This is a genomic window from Cupriavidus numazuensis (assembly GCF_905397435.1).
In the GTDB taxonomy this organism is placed as follows: Bacteria; Pseudomonadota; Gammaproteobacteria; order Burkholderiales; family Burkholderiaceae; genus Cupriavidus; species Cupriavidus numazuensis.
Map to the genome: position 1 here is coordinate 13,190 of NZ_CAJPVI010000059.1, position 18,257 is coordinate 31,446.

Annotated in this window: 11 protein-coding genes; 6 read left to right on the forward strand and 5 right to left on the reverse strand. The window is 58.9% G+C overall.

What is annotated here, in order from left to right; translation table 11 throughout:
• Positions 1-20 precede the first annotated feature (20 nt).
• Genes KHO41_RS33315 through KHO41_RS33330 form a run of 4 tightly spaced genes read right to left on the reverse strand, consistent with a single transcriptional unit; the run spans position 21 to position 5,654 of the window.
• The gene (locus KHO41_RS33315) at positions 21-1,877 is read right to left on the reverse strand and encodes a TniQ family protein (RefSeq protein WP_211957501.1); all 1,857 of its coding nucleotides are present in this window, start codon (positions 1,875-1,877) and stop codon (positions 21-23) included.
• Positions 1,874-2,863: an ATP-binding protein gene (locus tag KHO41_RS33320; protein ID WP_211957502.1), complete on the reverse strand. Its 990-nt coding sequence runs from the start codon at positions 2,861-2,863 to the stop codon at positions 1,874-1,876. Before KHO41_RS33320 ends, KHO41_RS33315 begins: the two co-directional genes overlap by 4 nt.
• Positions 2,860-4,884: a Mu transposase C-terminal domain-containing protein gene (locus KHO41_RS33325; RefSeq protein WP_211957503.1), complete on the reverse strand. Its 2,025-nt coding sequence runs from the start codon at positions 4,882-4,884 to the stop codon at positions 2,860-2,862. The genes KHO41_RS33320 and KHO41_RS33325 overlap by 4 nt, the downstream gene beginning before the upstream one ends.
• A complete protein-coding gene (locus KHO41_RS33330; protein ID WP_211957504.1) occupies positions 4,881-5,654 on the reverse strand; it encodes a hypothetical protein in 774 nt (257 codons plus the stop codon). Before KHO41_RS33330 ends, KHO41_RS33325 begins: the two co-directional genes overlap by 4 nt.
• A gap of 930 nt (positions 5,655-6,584) precedes the next feature.
• On the opposite strand from KHO41_RS33330, the gene KHO41_RS33335 reads away from it, so the two are divergent.
• Genes KHO41_RS33335 through KHO41_RS33360 form a run of 6 tightly spaced genes read left to right on the forward strand, consistent with a single transcriptional unit; the run spans position 6,585 to position 15,690 of the window.
• Positions 6,585-6,887 carry a hypothetical protein gene (locus tag KHO41_RS33335; RefSeq protein WP_211957505.1) on the forward strand — a complete coding sequence of 101 codons (303 nt, stop codon included), beginning with the start codon at positions 6,585-6,587 and terminating at the stop codon, positions 6,885-6,887.
• An 18-nt stretch (positions 6,888-6,905) separates the two neighbouring features.
• Positions 6,906-8,678 carry an N-6 DNA methylase gene (locus KHO41_RS33340; RefSeq protein ID WP_211957506.1) on the forward strand — a complete coding sequence of 591 codons (1,773 nt, stop codon included), beginning with the start codon at positions 6,906-6,908 and terminating at the stop codon, positions 8,676-8,678.
• A 57-nt stretch (positions 8,679-8,735) separates the two neighbouring features.
• Positions 8,736-10,349, forward strand: a complete 1,614-nt coding sequence (locus KHO41_RS33345; protein ID WP_211957507.1) for a type I restriction-modification system subunit M — start codon at positions 8,736-8,738, stop codon at positions 10,347-10,349.
• Complete coding sequence (locus KHO41_RS33350; RefSeq protein WP_211957508.1) at positions 10,346-11,650, forward strand: restriction endonuclease subunit S; 1,305 nt, start codon at positions 10,346-10,348, stop codon at positions 11,648-11,650. The genes KHO41_RS33345 and KHO41_RS33350 overlap by 4 nt, the downstream gene beginning before the upstream one ends.
• A gap of 35 nt (positions 11,651-11,685) precedes the next feature.
• Positions 11,686-14,976, forward strand: a complete 3,291-nt coding sequence (locus tag KHO41_RS33355; RefSeq protein ID WP_211957509.1) for a type I restriction endonuclease subunit R — start codon at positions 11,686-11,688, stop codon at positions 14,974-14,976.
• Between the two features lie 3 nt (positions 14,977-14,979).
• On the forward strand, positions 14,980-15,690 hold the full coding sequence (locus KHO41_RS33360) for a YgjP family zinc-dependent metalloprotease (RefSeq protein ID WP_211957510.1): 711 nt from the start codon (positions 14,980-14,982) through the stop codon (positions 15,688-15,690).
• A gap of 663 nt (positions 15,691-16,353) precedes the next feature.
• Here KHO41_RS33360 and KHO41_RS33365 read toward each other — a convergent pair.
• Positions 16,354-18,036 carry a restriction endonuclease subunit S gene (locus KHO41_RS33365; RefSeq protein WP_211957511.1) on the reverse strand — a complete coding sequence of 561 codons (1,683 nt, stop codon included), beginning with the start codon at positions 18,034-18,036 and terminating at the stop codon, positions 16,354-16,356.
• Positions 18,037-18,257: the final 221 nt, after the last annotated feature.

Here is an 18,257-nt window from a genome sequence, read left to right on the forward strand (position 1 = left end):
GGCCTCCGCGCGCATCAGTTCTACCCGCCCAATTGCACCGGCGCTGCGGATACAAACAGGTCCTGTCCAGCCCTCGCACCGAGAACGGCGAGCCGGCCCAGCTCTGCGATGCGAATCAGCCCCCCGCGAACGGCTCCCCCAGGAAGCTGCTGCGCGCCGACCAGCTCGATGCCGGACAGCAACTTCGACAACGCCGATGACTTGGTACCCATGCCTCTCGCCAGGTCTGCAAGGGGCACGAAGGTTTCCCGAAATGCCAACAACTGGTGAGGCAACACCACCCGACACGGCTGACCGCGCAGCACAATGGACTCGGAGGCCAGTAGACCCTGCTCTATCCAGTGGGCAATGCTCTCCCACTTCCAGCCGGTGAACCTGGACAACTGTTGAATCGACATACCTGCTTCGAGTAGCGGCGTGCCGAAGTACGAGGCCACGTCGGCGCGGCGGAACACCGTGTCGCCAAGCCGACGGCCACGAGCGATAGCCTTCACCTTGCCTTCGGAAATGGCCTGCATCGCTGACTGGATGGCCTGCCTGTCACCCATGCGCCGGCTGGTCAGCCCTGTCCACGTGAGTTTCTCATCGTCCGTGCCGGCGGCAGGTTCCGCCGCTTCTCTGACGCGCTCATACAGTTCCAGTACAGAGCGGCGCTCGACCAGACCTCCCTTCAGAATGTCCTGTCGCCAGTTCACGTCGGACCGAATCACGCCGGCGGACATCATGTGCTCCAGCACCGAAGTCGGCACACCAGCCAGTTCGCAGGCTTGCGCGCTGTTCATCCATTCACCGCGCTGCCCTTGGATGCGCATGACCTCGGCGCGAGGGATTTCATAGACTTGCCCGCGGGTACCTACGCGACGCGTGCGGGAATCGCACTCCTCGGTATGGATGGCCGTGTGCATACGGGAAACACTGACGCCGATAGCTTTCGCAGCGTCCGACGCGCGCACATACTCGGTCGCCTCCTCTGCCATCGCCTTCGCCGAATCCAGCCCGAGCGCCCCATCGAATCGCACAGCCGCGACTTCGATAATAACTTTGAGAAATGGCTCCAGTGCGGTGCCTTGGCAGAGTTTCCGCAGACCGATGTACCAGGGACCGAGCAAGGTGTTCAGTGTTCGTGCCTCGGGCTTGCCCGCGCCAATACGTCTCTCGACATGGGACCGAAAGCCCTCTGGCCAGTCCGCCAGCAGCGTCTCAAGTGGCGCAAGCAAATCGATAGCTTCAGCAATGGATTTTGGCAATGCTGCGCTTCGACGGGGAGATGGAACCCCTGGGTCAGCGAACAAACAGAGGGTGCGGACGACCTGGCCCAACGTAACGATGTCCACTCCACCAAAGGCTGGTTGGATGTTCCCCGAGTGCTTGCCCCTACTGGCAATGAGTGTCGACAGCCAGTGCTGGGCGCTCGTCGAAGCAATGCGAGGAAGCATGTGGAGGTCATGCCCGCACTCGCATCTATCAATGTGGTAGCGATATGGCGACAGTAACTCGCCGCAATCATTGCATCTGTCGACAAGTCTGATGCGGTGATGGGGACATGCGGTGACATAGGTGTGCTCCCAGTAGTGGCGTAAGTACCCTAGTTCAGCTAGACAGACAGGACAGGCGGCGTCGGCCTGGGCTCGATGCAACCGCCCCCAACTTCGGCAGGTCGTTTCCTGCTGGCTCGCAAAGCGCGCCCACTCGCTCTCAAGACCGAGCTGGCCCGCTACAAAATCCGCGTGACCAAGCAACGCACTGCGACTGCGCTGTACACCCGCTAGCCCCGCTAATTCACGCCAGTTGGACAGGAGGTTATCGGCGGCGAGCCGGCGGTAATAGCCCAGCCCGGATTCGTCATCCTGCGGGGCATACGTCAGGACCAGGCTCATGCAATACCTCCGGCTTGCTCATGGATGACAGGAACCGCGAGGTCGTTGTCGTTCATCACCTGCACAAAAGCTTGGTGGAGGGCTGCTGGTGCGACTTCTGCCTGCATGGAGTCCGGATTCCCGAACGCCGGAAAGTGAGGGGAGCCGGCGGCCTCGATGGCATCCGCCGCTGCCTGGCAGTCCGCGAGAGTGACGGTACGCGGTGCCTCATACGCGAGCTGACTCGCCAGCTCCTGCATGAATCGGCTCAGTACGCCAATCAGACCGCCTGTCAGGAGATAGCATTGGTAGGTGAGCGCTGCTGCCGTTAGGTCTATCGGATAGCCGGATTCGCGAAAGAGATTGGCGTAGGTCGCCACGCAGATATGAAACGCCTTCATGTTTTCTGGAATACGGGAGTCGTAAGGCAAAAGATAGCGGGCAGCTGACGACCGCAGGCGCAATTGCTCATTGCTGTCGAACAACCGCTGGAGACGTGGCACGCCGAAGAGAAATACCGTCAGGTTGTTCGAATCCGCCAGCGCCTTGAACCAGTCGCCAGCCGAACGCGGCGGCACGCGCGCGCCCGGTTCAACAAGGTGGCTAGCTTCTTCAAAAAGCACTGCGCGCGTACCGGCAAGATTCAGCTGGTCCAGCATGCGATTGTCCATAACACCCTTCGTGATATTGCGTTGCACTGGCAAGCCAAGTGCGGCAAGCACGCTCGAGGGCAGCAGCAGTGGTGATACGGGCGTAGGTACTGGCACGACGAGGATTGGCACATGGCGACGCCCGTTAATCCTCGTTTCCGGAAAGGTGCGCTTGAGCGCATTGATAAGCATCGACTTACCCACGCGCGACGGCCCCATCACGCGCTCAATACGGCTTGCGGCGCCGTCCAAGGCGTCCTCGATGCGCTGTCTGAGCGGGTTGAACTGCTGCAGGAACAGCAGATGAGGAAGTTCGCAGCTTTCAATCGCTTTGCGTAGTTGCTTTGCGGGCGTCATATCAGTTCATCACCATTGGCACGGTCCAGGACGGGGAGCAAGGCCGCATCGCCGAATATCGAGCCAACGGGCTGCGCAGCAGCAGATGCTTCTTCTGAGACTTTTTTGGACCTGCACGCTGGTGGCGGAGGTAGTGGACCCGGTTGCCTGGATGCGCGCGTGACAGCTCGTGTCTCCCTCTCCCGACGTGCGGTTTCGCGGTTTCGCTCATGCTTGCTCGGCTTCTTGCGTTTGGGAGCAAGAGAGTCCGCGACGACTTGCTCATGCATGTCCTGGTCGAATTTCTCTGCCTGGGGGGCTCGTTTGATGGTGGACTTCTGGTTCTTGAACCGCTCCTTCGCCTCGCTGAACGACCACGCTGGCGTCTCGGGTCTCAGGTGCTCGTGCGGCAGCGTAACGAGTGGGAAGTCATCGCCCTCGTAGACGTAGACATGTCGGAAATCATCTGGGTTGAACAGCACACGCAGTTGTCTCTGTTCGCCGTATTTTTTTATCAGCGCCTCAATCTCGTCGCTCTTGTAGTGCAGTCCGTCTACGGTGATGCCAGTCTTTCGGCTCACGCTGCGGTCCGTGTGCTCGTAAAGCGCTGCCAGCCATTCTGACCGTGATGGCGGAAGGGAAATCGCGAAGCATGACGCCTCGAAATGCTGCCAGCGTTCGGCTGGGGTATTTCCCTTCAGTGAATCCGTGAGCACGACGTCCCACTGCAGACGCTCAAGCGGAGTGTGAATCCACTTTTCGTAGTACCAGCGCACAATCCAAACCTCGAGCTCCTCCAGTGTCGGGAGCTTGTCGCCTAGCGCAATCGGGTCGCGCTGCCCGTCTTTACCGTCCATCCGCGTGCAACCCGCTAGCCCCTCCATCGCTTCCTTGATGGAACGATTAGAACGTTCGATGAAGGGCTTTTCCTGTCCCGCCCTGGCCCGACAATGCTTGACGTCAACACCGAGCCGCTCCAGGTTCTGGATGCGTCCACCTTTGGCTTCGGCACCGTTATCGAAGATAAGCTGCCCAGGCGTTCCGCACACGTTCATGGCATGGTCGATACCCAGTTCCTCGAAGCGCTTCTTCTTGAGAGGGGCCATGTACAACTCTGCGCATGCGAGCGAATCGGTATCGGTGGGAGCTCCGACAACCAGGCGCCAGCCAAGCGGATAGCTCGTGCAGCAGTCAATGGCGTGCACAAGCCAAACCTGACTGGTTATGCCGTTCGGTGTCTGAACGACGAATGGCAGATGCAAAGCGTCCTGTTCGACGCGCTCAAATGGCGTCTCGACGCGAATGCGCTTCTTCGCGAGTGACTTCCCGGCGACGACATCTGCCGGAAGCATCCGCTCCAGTTCGGGGTCGGCGCTGACAATCCGCAAGATGGCGTTCTTCACATACTTGACGCTTATCGGCCGGCAGTTTGTTGGTGGAACGGCGCCACTCACCTGGCGATTGACTTCCTTGGTGACCCTTCTCAGCGTCCAGCGGGAGTGCGGCACCAAGTAATGCAGCTCGGCGACAATGGCAATCGTGTTGTCGACTTCGTACGGATACCGCGGCAGGTAGTTGCCTTTGTTTTTGTTCCCACGAAGAACCGGCAGGCCGGCCATGTCAGATTTTCGATAGCGGTACATCGTCGACTGTGGGGGGAATGGCCGCGACTCCGGTGTGGCCTTCTCCTGGTGCTCTTTCGCTGCACGTATATACGCCTCCCGAAAGCTGACGCCTTGCCGCTTCTGAATTTCCTGAATGCGCCTCATGACCGTATGGATAAAGCGATTGCGCTCGTGCAGTTCCTGGTCGTCAGGTTGCGCGGCATGGCTGAAGCGAGGTTTGCCCTCGCGAAGCACAGTCAGCTTGCCGGCATGAATGTCGGCCAAGATGTTTGCTATCTCGATGTACCGGTCCTCGCGCTTCTCGGCATCGAAAACCTTAATGCATCCGCCGCGCGGATGGGGGTCAAGGACCTCGAGGTACGCGTCGTGATTCTTAGGCGGAGCAAGCCTGTCGTGGAGGCGCAGAGTTCGGGTCATTTCTCCACCCCTTCGAGTAGACAGAGATGGCTCAGGTCCCCATGTGCCAGGGACAGCTCCAGCGTGCCGCATATGGGGTGACGAGCAAGGTCGCCCGCTAGCACACCGCTGACCAGCAGGACCGGCATCAGACCGGGCAGAAGCGCAAGGTCCGAGCACAACGTGCGCACTGTGATAGGACCTGCTTCACAGCGGCGCGTGACGCGTTCGGCGAGCTCGTCCGTCAGGTAGGTGCGGACCTGATGGGTCGCTTGCTTGAGCGCCCGCGCATTCATCCGGATGGGATGCGCTGTGTTCGCCGGAAGGACCAGGGTGCGCAGGGGATAGCCGTTGGCATCCAGAATTGGCCGGGCGCGCGCGACTTTTTCCCAATAGACGTCGTCTCCCTCTGAGCTCTCAGCTTTGACCTCGACGGCGTGACGTAGCCCATCGAGCCAATCGATTCTGAAGTCGACTGTGTAGAACTTCGGGCCCTGGACATCGCGATGCTTGTGCCAGGCTGCGCGCATAGCGTCTTTCGTGAACAGCAAGCGCTGGTCAATCAGGTCGACGCAAAACGGCTGCGGCTGGAACGCCCTGATGCGTGGGTCAATCGCCAGCAGATGCGCAACGAAGCGTTCAGCATCGGACTCGACGTTGAGGTGACCGCTTGCCTTCTCGATGTATGTGCCGAGCTTTGCCTTGCCATACGTCGACGCCGTATGACGGATGCCGGTGTTGGCGGCATCCAGGCGGCCGCGACGGCCGTAGGAGGCGGGCGTGCGGCTCACGACGCCCCCCACTCACCAGTGCACGGCAGCAAAGCCCCCTGGCTATGGGTGGCCGCAACGGGCACGAGAGTTCTTACGAAGGTGGTCCAGTGCGGGAAATCTGTCGTTCGGTTCCGGTTCAGCATCATGCAGTCAATCGAGCTATCAACTACGTAGCTTACGGAAGCATTTTCTGAAAAAATAGTGTCGATTTCGCAGGCGTTACACGCGAAATAGAAAACAATCGTTGATTCCAGAGACCTTTTTCGACTGAGAATTTTTTTCGCGTTACGCGCGTGTAACGCCAGCGTTACACGTCGTCGTAGCGGCGCGGCGCGGCGCAGCAAGACCAAGCGGTGGCAATCGAGACGATATGTGTCGAACTGGGAAATGGCATCGCATGCCGGCGAGTCTGCAAAGCGAGGCGGACCTGGCATACGGCGATGGCAAACAGGGGAAAGCTCAGTGCTCAGACCAAGTTGCAGCTGGCCGCCGCCGGCACCCTGATGGCAACCAGGGCTCGCGCCTATCGCCGGACGGCAGGCGCAGCTCACGTTCCGCCGACCTCCAGCCCGCCGCGCCCTAGAGAAAATAGCCTGGTTCATCACCCGCTCCCGTGTCGTACCCTCTCACAAATAGGGCTTGACCGCTCGGGCGGGTCACAACTGCCTAAACAGGTTCATTCTCGAAACAGCACGTCGGCATTGCACCGACGCCGAACTACCGTAGTCAACGCGGGGGGAGTTTTCAAGCTAGATGAGACAACGCCTTGGATTTTCCAGCCGCACTGGTCGGCTTCCATCCGGCGCCCTACACCTCGTTTGCTTGTCCCTGAGCGAAAGGTCGCAGTGTTTCTTCCGACGACAAGCCGATTCTTAAGGAGCGATAATTCCATTTGAAAAACATTCGTAGCATGCTACGATTGCAATCAACAAGCGGAGGTTGATTAGTATGAGCTACAGCAACCCGGGATTCGAGTCCACACGTTACCGTCGCACCTCTATGTCTCGTCATGCGGACAAGCGTGCGCAGCAGCGTGGCATCGACAAAGTCGTGCTGCCTTTGCTGTTGGGATACGGCCAACGCGAGTTCGATGGCAAGGGCGGAGTCAGTTGCTTGATGACAGCCACATCGCTCAACACCCTCAGCCGCGTGGTCGGCCGCACGAAGCAGGTCGAGGCGCTGGCTGGGGTCTACGTTGTGGTTAGCACCGAGGACCATACCGTCATTACGATGGGTCACCGCCACAACTAAGAAAAGAATCAGAACGCAATGGCACGAACCGAATCGCCCGCCACACGGGCCTACTTGCAACTGGTCGACCTTGCGCGACTTGACGGGGCTAGCGAAGCTCAGTTGTTCGCACTGACCTGGCTGGCCGCCGCTCGAATGGTCGCCATGCGGCAAGTCCGTGGCATTTCCAGAGTTGACCAACTCACCGAGCTGCAAGCGTGGAAGGAACTGCAAAAGGCGGGATTTCCCGTGGAAGCGTATGACCTCATTGCGGCCCAACGGTCCGCGGCGGTCGCTCATGATGTCGGTCGGCGCGCAACCGCCGCAGCCATTGTCTCCGAGTTGGAAGCGGAACTCGGGCAGCACCGTTGGGATGTCCTGCCATGCGTTACCGAGTCGGCTGGTCGGCGCGGCGAGGCTGAAGGTTTCGTGGTGTCCGAGTTGGCTTCGCTGCTGATGGACATGGTCGGCGCACCGCCAGACAGTGAGGTCTGGATTCCGTTCGACCTAAAAGGACAGTTGACCGTCGAAGCCCTGCGCCGCGGACTGCGTGTGTATGCAGCGTCGCCATTGGCGTCTTGGCCTTTGGTCCGTCAGCTCCTGTTGACGATTGAGACGGGCCAGCTTCACCCACCAGCCGTTCGAACCGAGGTTGAACGTGACCTTGCTGGGCGTCCGGTCGGGCGGGCGGACTATGCACTAGTGATGCCGCCCTTCGGCCTGCACGTTAAGGACAGCCGCATGTCGATGTGGGACATCACTGAAACCCGCGCTTATGAACAGTTTGCCCGGAGCGAGTCCTGGGCCCTCTTTGAGTTCGCAAACCGCATCAACATGCGGGCTGTATTTGTAACGCCACAAGGGGTTTTGTTTGCCAAAGGGCAGGAGCAACGTCTGCGCGAATACCTGCTGAACCGGAGTAATGAAAGCACTACGGTGCAGGCTGTTATCACGCTGCCACCGGGTGTGTTTGGCGCCACAGCCATCGCTGGTGTCATTACCGTGATGGACGTTGCCGGTGAGCCCAACGCTATCTATATGGCCGACCTGGGCAGTGGTCGCCGCTCGCTTCAAGAGGCTGGAGACATTGTCTCCGCAGGCCACGAGGTGGCGCTTGGACGGGCGCAGGCAGACAGAGCCAGACTCGTAACCCACGATGAAATTGAAGCGAAGGAGTTCAGTTTCGCCCCCTCGCGCTACCTGCGGCGCGTTGCAGACCTAGGCCAGGATGCCGTCAAGCTTGGCGACATTTGTGCAGCCGTGAGGCCGCCCGTTGCCTCCAAGGAGGCCACGCCCTTCGAAGTTGCGGAGGTGGGATTACCGGACCTGCACCAGTGGCACCCAATCAACCACAACATCGAAAAGACCGTCTACCTGAAATCGGTGCCAAAAGATGCAACGCTGGTGCAGCCGGGGGACATCGTGATGTCTATCAAGGGCTCAGTCGGGCGAATTGCCCTGATGGGCGCGGCTGCACGGCACAGGCCAACCGTCGTGTCTCAAAGTTGCCTTGTGCTGCGCCTGGACCCGAAATGGCACGACAAGAACTTGTCGCCGGAAGTCCTTGTTATGTACCTGCGTTCCCCGCATGGCCAGGCACAGCTTGACGGTCTGCAGGTCGGTGCGGGTGTGCAGCACATTAGCCCCGGGACGCTTATGAGTGCGGTCATGGTGCCAGTGCCATCCGCACAGACCTATATGGAAATCAGGCAAGACTACGACCGGCTTTGCCACCTTGAAAACCAAGTCGCCAGCCTCGACGGAGAAATGGACGACATCTCGCAGCGACGCTGGCCAGACACATTCCCATAAGCCGTTGCTCCGTTTTGCACGGCTCCAAATACACCGCATGAACAACCGAACAACCACATGGCTCAATTGACTCTCGACACGCTGGAAAGCTGGCTATGGGAATCCGCAAACATCCTGCGCGGCTCCATCGACTCCTCCGACTTCAAGAATTACATCTTCGGTCTCTTGTTCCTCAAACGTTTCAACGACGTTTTTGAAGAACGCGTCGGCCAATTGATGGCCGACGAAAGCTTGAGCCAGAAAGAGGCCGATGCTGAAGTTTGCGAAGACCAGGGCGCATTCCCCCCAACAGCGCGCTGGAACTGGCTCATTACCCGCACGGAGAACATTGGCGAAGCGCTGGACAAGGCCTTCCATGACATCGAAGCCGGCGTGAAAGGCACCGACCTGCAGCACGTGCTCACCGCCACCCAGTACGGCGACAAGCGCGTGCTGTCTGACCATACGCTGCAACGCCTGCTGCGCCACTTCAACCAGTACAAGTTAGGCAATGCCGACTTGTACAAGGCCGACATGCTGGGCGACGCCTACGAATACCTCATCAAACAGTTTGCGGATGACGCCGGCAAAAAGGGCGGCGAGTTCTACACACCCAAGGGCGTGGTGCAACTGGTGGTGGGCCTGCTTGACCCGCGGCCAGGCATGAGTGTGTATGACCCTACGTGCGGCAGCGGAGGCATGCTAGTAGAAAGCGCCCACCACATCGCCGAGCTGCCGGGCGGCACACTCATGGGAAAGCCCAATGTGCTGCTCTACGGCCAAGAAAAGAACCTGGGCACCTGGGCCATCGCCAAGCTCAACCTGTACCTGCACAACATGCGAGCCGAGATTGAGCGCGGCGACACGCTTGTCGAGCCCAAGCACCTGGACGGCGACTACCTGAAGACTTTCGACCGGGTGATTGCCAATCCGCCGTTCTCGGCCAAGGCGTGGTGGGCACCGCTGGAACTGGCTGCCGAAGCAGAGCAAGAGGGTGAAAAGAAGCCCAAGGCGCCCAACTACAAACTGGTCAGTGACCCGTATGGCCGCTTTGGCTACGGCATTCCGCCGCGCGGCTATGCTGATTTGGCATTTGCTCAGCACATGCTCGCCAGCGTGAAGGCCGACGGCAGAATGGGCGTTATCCTGCCACATGGCGTACTGTTCCGCGGTGGAGAGGAAGGCCGAATTCGTGAGGGCTTTCTGTTTGGCACCGACGCTGCCAGCGGCAATCAGCCGGGTGACCTAATTGAAGCCATCATCGGCCTGCCTTCGGCGCTGTTCTACAACACCGGCATTCCGGCCTGCGTGTTGGTGCTGAACAAGAACAAGCCGGCAGCGCTCAAGGGTAAGGTCATCATCATCGACGCCAGCCGAGACTACCTCGAAGGCAAGGCCCAGAACACGTTGCGACAGGAAGACATCACACGCATCGTGGCCGCACACAAGGCCGCGTTTGGCCGCCAAACCGAGGTGGAGAACTACTGCCGTGTGGTGACTTTGGATGAAATCCACAAGAACGACGGCAATCTCAATATTGCTCGCTACATCGAGAACGGTGAGGCGGCAAAGACGGTCAACGTGTCTGCAACGTTAGCGCAGCTTGCAGCGCTGGCGGACGAAGAAGCGCAGATTGACGCGCGGCTAAATGGCTACTTGGTCGAGTTGGGGCTGCGGGAGGCTGGAGCATGATGAAGGCCGAAATGCTGGATTGCCAGAATGCGCCCACGAGTCAGCTTCCCCGAGATTGGCGCCTTTCGAAACTGTCCGACGTTGCCGACATCAATCCTGGTCGCACAAAGCCCAAGTCAGGGGACGATGAAGTGTCGTTTTTGGCCATGGGAGATGTGTCCGAAGACGGGCGGGTAATTGGTAGGCAGAGACGCAGCTATCAGGACGTGGCAAAGGGGTTCACCTCATTTGTTGAAAATGATGTCTTGGTAGCCAAGATTACGCCATGTTTCGAGAATGGAAAGGGTGCACTCGCGACGAATCTGCTTAGCGGAATTGGTTTCGGCAGTACCGAGTTTCATGTTATCCGTGCAAAGGAGGGGCATGCCTTGCCGTCCTTCTTGCATTTGCACACGCGCGATGAGTCGTTTCGAAGAAACGGTGAGCGAAATATGGTCGGCTCCGCTGGGCAAAAGCGAGTCCCCACGGATTTTCTGCGCGAATATGAGATTGCACTGCCCCCCATTCGAGAACAACAAAAAATCGCCGCTATCCTTGCCTCGGTGGACGACAAGCTGGACGTGATTGCCCGCCAAATTGAGGCTACCCAGACCCTTAAGCACGGGTTGATGCAGACGTTGTTCAGTCGAGGTGTGGGTACTCAAGATGCCGATGGGCAATGGGTGCCGCATGCTGAGTTCAAGGATAGTGAGCTGGGTGCGATTCCTGTGAGATGGGAAGTAAAGCCACTCGGAGCCATGTCGCAAGAGAGCAGAGTAAGGAACGCTGGCAGTCTCGACGATGCGCTACTGTGCGGAGTCCTGAAAGAACAAGGCCTGGTTCCAATGAGAGAGCGGGTTAAAGGAGCAACAACCGAGCGATGCCGAATCGTCGAATCGAATGCATTCGCCTATAACCCGATGCGTATCAACATTGGGTCTATTGCTCGCAATCCTCGTAACCACTCCGTCATGGTAAGCCCAGATTATGTTGTTTTTGCGACCAAAGCTGGGGAGCTAATGTACTCCTACCTCGACCACTTCAGGCGCTCAGATGAGTGGCAGCGATTCGTAGGTCGCTCAGGGGACGGTGGTGTGCGAATTCGAATCTATTACGACGACTTGGCTCAGTTGCGCATGAGGGTTCCCCCGCTCAAAGAGCAGGCAAGGATTGTTGACGTCCTTGATTGCGTAACGAAAAAAATAGACAACCTCACCACCAAGCATCGGGAATTTCAGATTCTCAGGCGCGGCCTGATGAGAAAACTCCTGACCGGAGAATGGCGCGTCAAGCTAGAAGACATCGAGTCGCTGGCAGCCTGAGCACACAGCACCGTAAAAGAATAAGGAATGCAGACATGGGCAACGCAGAAAAGACTGGCGTCGAAACTCCAGCCATCGACTGGCTTGTCAAATTGGGTTACACCCACCTGCCAGCCAGCCAAGTCGTGGTCGAACACCGCCACCTTGCCCCGCTGCTGGAAAACATCCTCAAGCCCCGGCTGCTGGCGCTGAACCCATGGCTAGCAACTGCGCCTGGCGGCGTAGACGCCGCCCTCGTCGAATTGCACAAACGAGTCAACGACGAGCTGCTACCCGCTAACAAGGCATTCTGGGAGCAGGTGGTGCACCGTTCGGACATCCAGGTCAAGGATGCCAATGGCAAGCCGTGCAGCGTGCGATTCTTTGACGCCGGCACGGCAGCCAAAAACGACTTCCACGTAGTCGACCAGTACGTGGGCCGCAATGCCGACGACGATGTGTTCCGCCCGGACCTGCTGCTGTTCGTCAACGGCTTGCCCATGGCCATCATCGAGTGCAAGGCCAACCACCATCGGCTAGACGAAGCACTCGGGCAGCTGGACGGCTACCGGGCTGCCTTCCCAGCCCAGTTTGTCTTCAATCAGGTCAGTGTCGGGTTGAATGGCCGCCAAGGAGTGTACGGCGCCATCTTTACGCCCCCGGCTTTCTACACCCACTACCGGCTGCAAGACTTCGAGCATGCCGAGGTGGCGGCTTTGCTGGGGGGTGAGCCGAGCGAGCAAGACCAGTTGCTGTGGGCGTTGTTCGAGCCGGCGCGCTTTCTTGAACTCATCACTCATTACGTGCTGTTCGAAACTCGCGACGGTAAGACATCTAAGAAGCTGCCGCGCTACCAGCAGTGGCGAGCCGTACGCAAAACGGTGCAGCGCCTGACCGCGCCCAAGCCACTTGGCGGCGTGGTCTGGCACACGCAGGGGAGCGGAAAATCACTCACCATGGCCCTGCTGGCTCGCTTGCTGCGTACCGAAAGCACGGGCCTGGACAACCCGACGGTGCTGGTGCTGACCGACCGGCGCGACCTCGACAAGCAAATTTTCGACACTTTCCACGCAGTGGGCATCAAGGCCATCCAGGCCGTGTCTGTCGATGGCCTGGTCAAGATGCTGTCGAACGACTATGGCAGCGTGTTCACGAGCACGGTGCAGAAGTTCCAGGAGAAGGACGAAGCGGATGACGAGGCGGACGCATCGGCGGAACCCTCGCCGGATGACGACGAAACCCTTCTAGCGACCCGCCACCGGCGTGTACGAGAAGGCAAGAACTTCTTCATGGTTGAAGAGCGCAATGTCAACTTTGGCCAGTACGATGCAGATGGAGTTCCGCTTTCGCCCAAATGGGAAGAACTAGGCCGCGAGAGGGTGAACTTCCGCGTGCTGAGTACCAAGCCAAATTTCTATGTACTGGTGGATGAAGCCCATCGCAGCCAGTACGACTTTCTGGCCGCCTTTATGCGGGCCAGTCTGCCAAGCGCCAAGTTCATTGCTTTTACCGGCACGCCGCTGCTGAACGACGACAAACACACTCTGGCCGAATTTGGCGGAGGTGAGTATATCGACGAGTACCGGCTGCACGAGGCCGTGGCCGACGGGGCCACGTTGCCCATCAAGTACCAGGACGCCTGGGTCGCACTGGCCCCCGATGGCAACCTCGACCAGGCGTTTAAAGACCAGTTCATCAACGAGTCAGAGGCGCGGCGGCATGCCTTGAAGAAGGAACTGCTCACACGCTGGCGACAAGCCGGTGACCGCATGGAAAAGGTGGCTCACCATCTGGTCGAGCACTTTCTGACCAACGTACAGGCCAAGGGCCTGAAGGGCATACTGGTGTGCGACGGGCGTGAGATGGCCGTGCGTTACAAAGACCTGCTCGATGCCATCATGAAGGAGCGCAACAAACAGGGGCTTCCCACTTTCGAGAGCAGGGTGGTGGTATCGCTGGCCAACATCACGGCTTCTCGCACCGGTGCATCTGAGAAGGAAGCAGCCGCCGAGAAGGGTGTCGGCGCCGATACGGTACGCACCATCGAGGAGCGCGTGCGCGATGAAATCAAGGCAGGCAAGGTGCCGGTCGCGATGCCGCCTGAGCAGATTGCAAACTTCGTCAGCAAGCTGTTTGCGCTGCCCTATGGCGATGAAGCCAAGGGCAAGGATGGCAAGGTGCACGCCAACAACGTCGGGCTCATCATTGTGTCCGACATGCTGCTCACTGGCTGGGATGCTCCGATTGTCGGCACCATGTATCTGGACAAGCCGCTTAAAGAACACACCCTGCTGCAAGCCATCGCACGCGTGAACCGAACTATGGCCGGCAAGAACGCGGGCTACATCGTGGACTACCACGGCGTGGTGGAGCACCTGGACCACGCCCTCAAAATCTACGGCGGCGAGGTCAAGCCTACCCAGGTATGGGAGGGCTTGGAAAGCGAGCTGCCCAAACTGCAAGCGACGCTGGAACGGATTCTCAAGCTCCTGCCTCGCAAGCATGACCCGGTCAGTCAACGTGAGGATTACAAGACCGATGCTGAAGCCTTCCTCGACCCAGCAACCCGGCTGGATAGGGTGGAAGATTTTCTGGAACTGGTCAAACAGTTCAACCGCAGCATCGACATCGTCCTGCCCGACGTGCGCGGGGTGTCATTCAAGCAGTATTTCACGCTGTTTGCTGAAATCCGCCTGATGCTGCGGGACAAACTGCCCGGCACGGCATATCGTGAGCGCATTACCAAGCTCGAATCGGTGCTCCTGCAGCAGTTGCTGGATGAATACATCAACGCCAGCCCAGCCAAAAGCCTGCTCGGCAAAGAGGTGTCTATTCTCGATGCCTCAGACATGGACCGGCTCAAGAAACTCGCTAGCCCTGGCAGCCGGGCGCTGGTGATGAAGAACCAGCTAAAACATACCATCGAGACGGGGCGCGACAAGGACCCTGCGTTCTTCGACAAGCTGGCGGAGGAGTTGGAAAAGCTGCTTGAAGAAGAAAAGGCCGGCCGCATTACCCAGGTCAAGTTTCTGGAGCAGTTGGACCTGTTCGGTCAGCGCGTCAAGGAGAAAGACAATACTGGCTTTTCCAGCCCGGCCCATTCCGCCGCCTTCCACTACCTAGAATCGCATCTGTCGAGTGACGTAGCCCGGGGCGTGACGACCAAGCTGTTCGAGGATGCCGAACTCAGCCACACCATGGCGTCTGGCAACTGGAAGGCCATGCCGGACCTGCACCCCGACATCAAGAAGCGCATCAGTAGCCTGCTAGTCCCGCTGGCGGGCTGGCAGCGTGCTGTGGCGCGGGACCACGCCGGGAACCTGCTGACCATCTTGCTGAAGAACTAAGCCATGCCGCAGTTGCAGTACGGAGAGACGACCATTGAGTGGCAGTTCCAGCCGGATGCAGAGCTGAAACGCCACTATGTGACGGTCGAACGTGGCCATCCGGTGTTGTTGCGCGGGCCGTGGGTGGAGGTGCCAGAGCAGGAGACGCTGGTGCGGCGGCGTGCCCGCTGGATACGCGAGAAGCTGGCGCTGGTCAACAAACCGCAGGCCGAAGACGCCATCGTGACCGGTAGCCGGCTCAAGTATTGCGGGCGCAGCTACTTCACGGAGGTCCGGCACGTGCCTGCTCTGACGACGCCGCGGCTGGCTTTTACCGCGTCACGCTTTGTGGTGGAGTGTCCGTGGGGGAGCGCTACCACGCCCGAAGCCGTGGCGCCGCTGTTGGAAGCCTTTTACCGCGAGCGCGCAGAAGAGAAACTGCTGCGACGCGTCCGCCATTGGGAACGCGAAACAGGGCTAAAAGCTGCAGGGGCCTGCATCCGGCATTTTCAAAGCCGATGGGCAAGTTGCGATGCGGCGAACGTCCTGCAGTTCCACCCCAGGGTGATGGAACTGGCCGGCAGTGTGCAGGACTATGTCATAGTCCACGAGCTCTGCCACACCGTCGAGAAGAACCACACTAGGGCCTTCTGGAGCTTAGTCACTCAGGCCATGCCTGGCTGGCGACGAGAACACGAGGCGCTGGAGCGAGCAGCACTCGGGGATGCAATCTAGATGTAGGGCGAACGCGAAGCTTACTCCGTCGGTTACCGAAGCTCTTGTAGCGCTCGAACCAACGCTATTGCAGCCGCCCTGCGCCTTTCGGAACGACCAAAAAGCTCAGCAAACTGCCGGACGACATTCAACCAGCTCCGATACGGCTTCTTCGGCGAGATTGGCGGAATATTGGCCGCCATCAAGAAATCGAAACGAGACCTTGGCCCTGCGGAACAGGCCAACGTAACGGAAGAGCTTGGCGATGCGCTCTGATAGCCGCAGAGAATTTGGAGAAATTCGAATCGCGATGGCCCAGAGAAGGCACCGCCTCTCAGCCGTTGTTCGATGACACATACGCGCTACCAGCAAGTAGGAGGTGATTGGAGGCACGGACCTGGACAGGGGAATGGATTGGGTTCGCCTACCACGGAGAGCGACTTGAGGGCGAGGTGGTTAGCCGGTTAGTTCAATGCACAACCAGGGTAATGAAACTGTCTAGGCGTAGTGGGGTATTCCCGGCGGCTACAGTGATTCGGATTTTGCGGGCGTTGACTGGGATTCGAGAGCGAGCAGTGTCAGGATAGAGGCAGTCGACCCGGTGCTCTGCCTGACACACCATGCAAGCATTCGAATATGCGGGCCTGCTCTGTGCACATGGTTGCAACTATGCATCAGGCTAGTCTAACCACTTAGTTTTGACATTTCTTCTAGAGAATTACCCAACAACTGGGCTCGTTCCCCTTCCAATCGTTGAATTTCGACTGTTTTTTCGTTGATGGCTTGCAGAGTTCTTTCCGCTAGCTCACAGGCGCGGCCAGAGAGGCTTGGCACGGCAAGACCGCCGAGGTCGGCTAATCGGATGTTACGCACCGTACTGCCAGTCACAATTGAACGCAGGCGTTCTATCCCCGTCGGGCTCTTGAGGTAAAGGTAAAGCGCCTTCGTTTCGTCCGCGCTCTTTGCACGTAGCACCAAGCAGGAGTTTGGCAGAAGTATCAGCCCGTTCGTGGGCTGCTCGACTAGCCCCACCGCGCCGACCGTGCCCTTTACGACAATAACGATGTCTCCAGCCTCAAGGTCAGTGGTGGTTTCATGCGCCTTACCGTACTCGCTTCCATCATCCGTACCGCCCGTTGTTTCGACATAGCGGATGTATGGGAACGCACGGATGATACTGTCGGTCGTCACCGCGGCGCGTGGTCTGCGCGCTCCTTTGGGCAACGCGGTCGGACGAACTATGTGCACGATATCGCGCAGCGTCGCTCGACTTCCAGCGTTGTGAGCATCAGCCCAGGTGCCTCCAAGCAGCATCCGGGGCAAAAGAGAGCCAATCTCCAGTAGTTGTCTGAACGTCAATAGGCGACCGTTGCCGGGGCCATCAGTACGTCTATCAATTACTTGTGCCGCGAGTGCGCAGCTAGACTCGACCTCCACCCGCCGTCCCCGACCGCGGGTGGCTGGGGACGCGCGCTCGGGCAAGCTCATAACGAATACGGATTCTTCTGCAGCGGGATTCCGAGTTGGGCGAAGTACCAACACGGAATACTGGTGCGTCGCAAGTGGCGTCGTACCGTTAGGAAGCTCAAGCACCGCCTCGACGAGTCCCGAGGATAGAAGGTCCCGTCGGAATTCGGCAGCCTTCCCAGTTCGATAGAGCATCGAACTCGGAACGAGCACTATAAGTCGTGCGACGGTCACTCCGTACCGGTCAATGATGGCGCTTAGGTCTTCACTCGCTGCATACGGCAGCTGTTTGGCATGCACACCGCCGGAAATACCCGGTATGAGCGGAAGGGCGGCAATTAAAACGCCGTTATCACGTTCCGTTGTCGATGGACTTGTACATGGCGGTGACTCATCCATTCGTGCGCCAGCGCCTTGATTCGATTGCGCTCCGGTCCCATAGACATCCCGCTCGACGGCAGTCCAGGCAGGCATGTTCGTAAGTGCGGCACACAGCTTCGGAACCTCCAAGTCGGAACAGTACTGTTCCACGCATACGCCTAAGTCAACCAACCTCGACGCCACAAGGCAAAGCGGGTCCTGCAGAATGATGGCAGACGAATGCCCTCCTTCAATGACGAGGTCAGCCAAAAGCTGTGCGATGTCCGGGGTAAGCATCGCTTCCCCGCGCCGCCTAGCCGTGTCAGAAAGCGAGACCCAATCAAGAACCTCCACAAGATGGGCCTTCGTGGCTTCGAGTGCGGAGCCCACACATGCCTCAGACAAGGACAATTGACTCGACTGTGGTGAGCCCCCGCCGTGTATTTCGGCCAGCAGGGAAAGCGCCGCGCGATATGCGTCCGGCACGCCACGATTGCTTAAGGTTGAGACTAGCTCTCGAAAGGGGCTGGTGTTGTCCATTACTTCCGCTCCCCTTCTTTTTCGGCACTGCGCCACTCTGCTGGCGGCAGGCTGCCGACCGTCAGATGAATGTCTAGCTTCATCGGCGGCAGACTCACTGGGTGCAACGTAAGCACTGTTGCTACAACTGCCAAAATGGGCCGCCGAGAGTGTTGGTGAATCCTGCGTTCGTTTTCTGAAAGCCGATTGTCCATGTCCTTCCCTAAAGGTGGTGCGCACGC

Bases quoted from the DNA above. Each gene is read 5' to 3' on its own strand.
- KHO41_RS33315 (WP_211957501.1), bottom strand. From the start codon at position 1,877: ATGAGCCTGGTCCTGACGTATGCCCCGCAGGATGACGAATCCGGGCTG.
- KHO41_RS33320 (WP_211957502.1), bottom strand. From the start codon at position 2,863: ATGACGCCCGCAAAGCAACTACGCAAAGCGATTGAAAGCTGCGAACTT.
- KHO41_RS33325 (WP_211957503.1), bottom strand. From the start codon at position 4,884: ATGACCCGAACTCTGCGCCTCCACGACAGGCTTGCTCCGCCTAAGAAT.
- KHO41_RS33335 (WP_211957505.1), top strand. From the start codon at position 6,585: ATGAGCTACAGCAACCCGGGATTCGAGTCCACACGTTACCGTCGCACC.
- KHO41_RS33340 (WP_211957506.1), top strand. From the start codon at position 6,906: ATGGCACGAACCGAATCGCCCGCCACACGGGCCTACTTGCAACTGGTC.
- KHO41_RS33345 (WP_211957507.1), top strand. From the start codon at position 8,736: ATGGCTCAATTGACTCTCGACACGCTGGAAAGCTGGCTATGGGAATCC.
- KHO41_RS33350 (WP_211957508.1), top strand. From the start codon at position 10,346: ATGATGAAGGCCGAAATGCTGGATTGCCAGAATGCGCCCACGAGTCAG.
- KHO41_RS33355 (WP_211957509.1), top strand. From the start codon at position 11,686: ATGGGCAACGCAGAAAAGACTGGCGTCGAAACTCCAGCCATCGACTGG.
- KHO41_RS33360 (WP_211957510.1), top strand. From the start codon at position 14,980: ATGCCGCAGTTGCAGTACGGAGAGACGACCATTGAGTGGCAGTTCCAG.
- KHO41_RS33365 (WP_211957511.1), bottom strand. From the start codon at position 18,036: ATGGACAACACCAGCCCCTTTCGAGAGCTAGTCTCAACCTTAAGCAAT.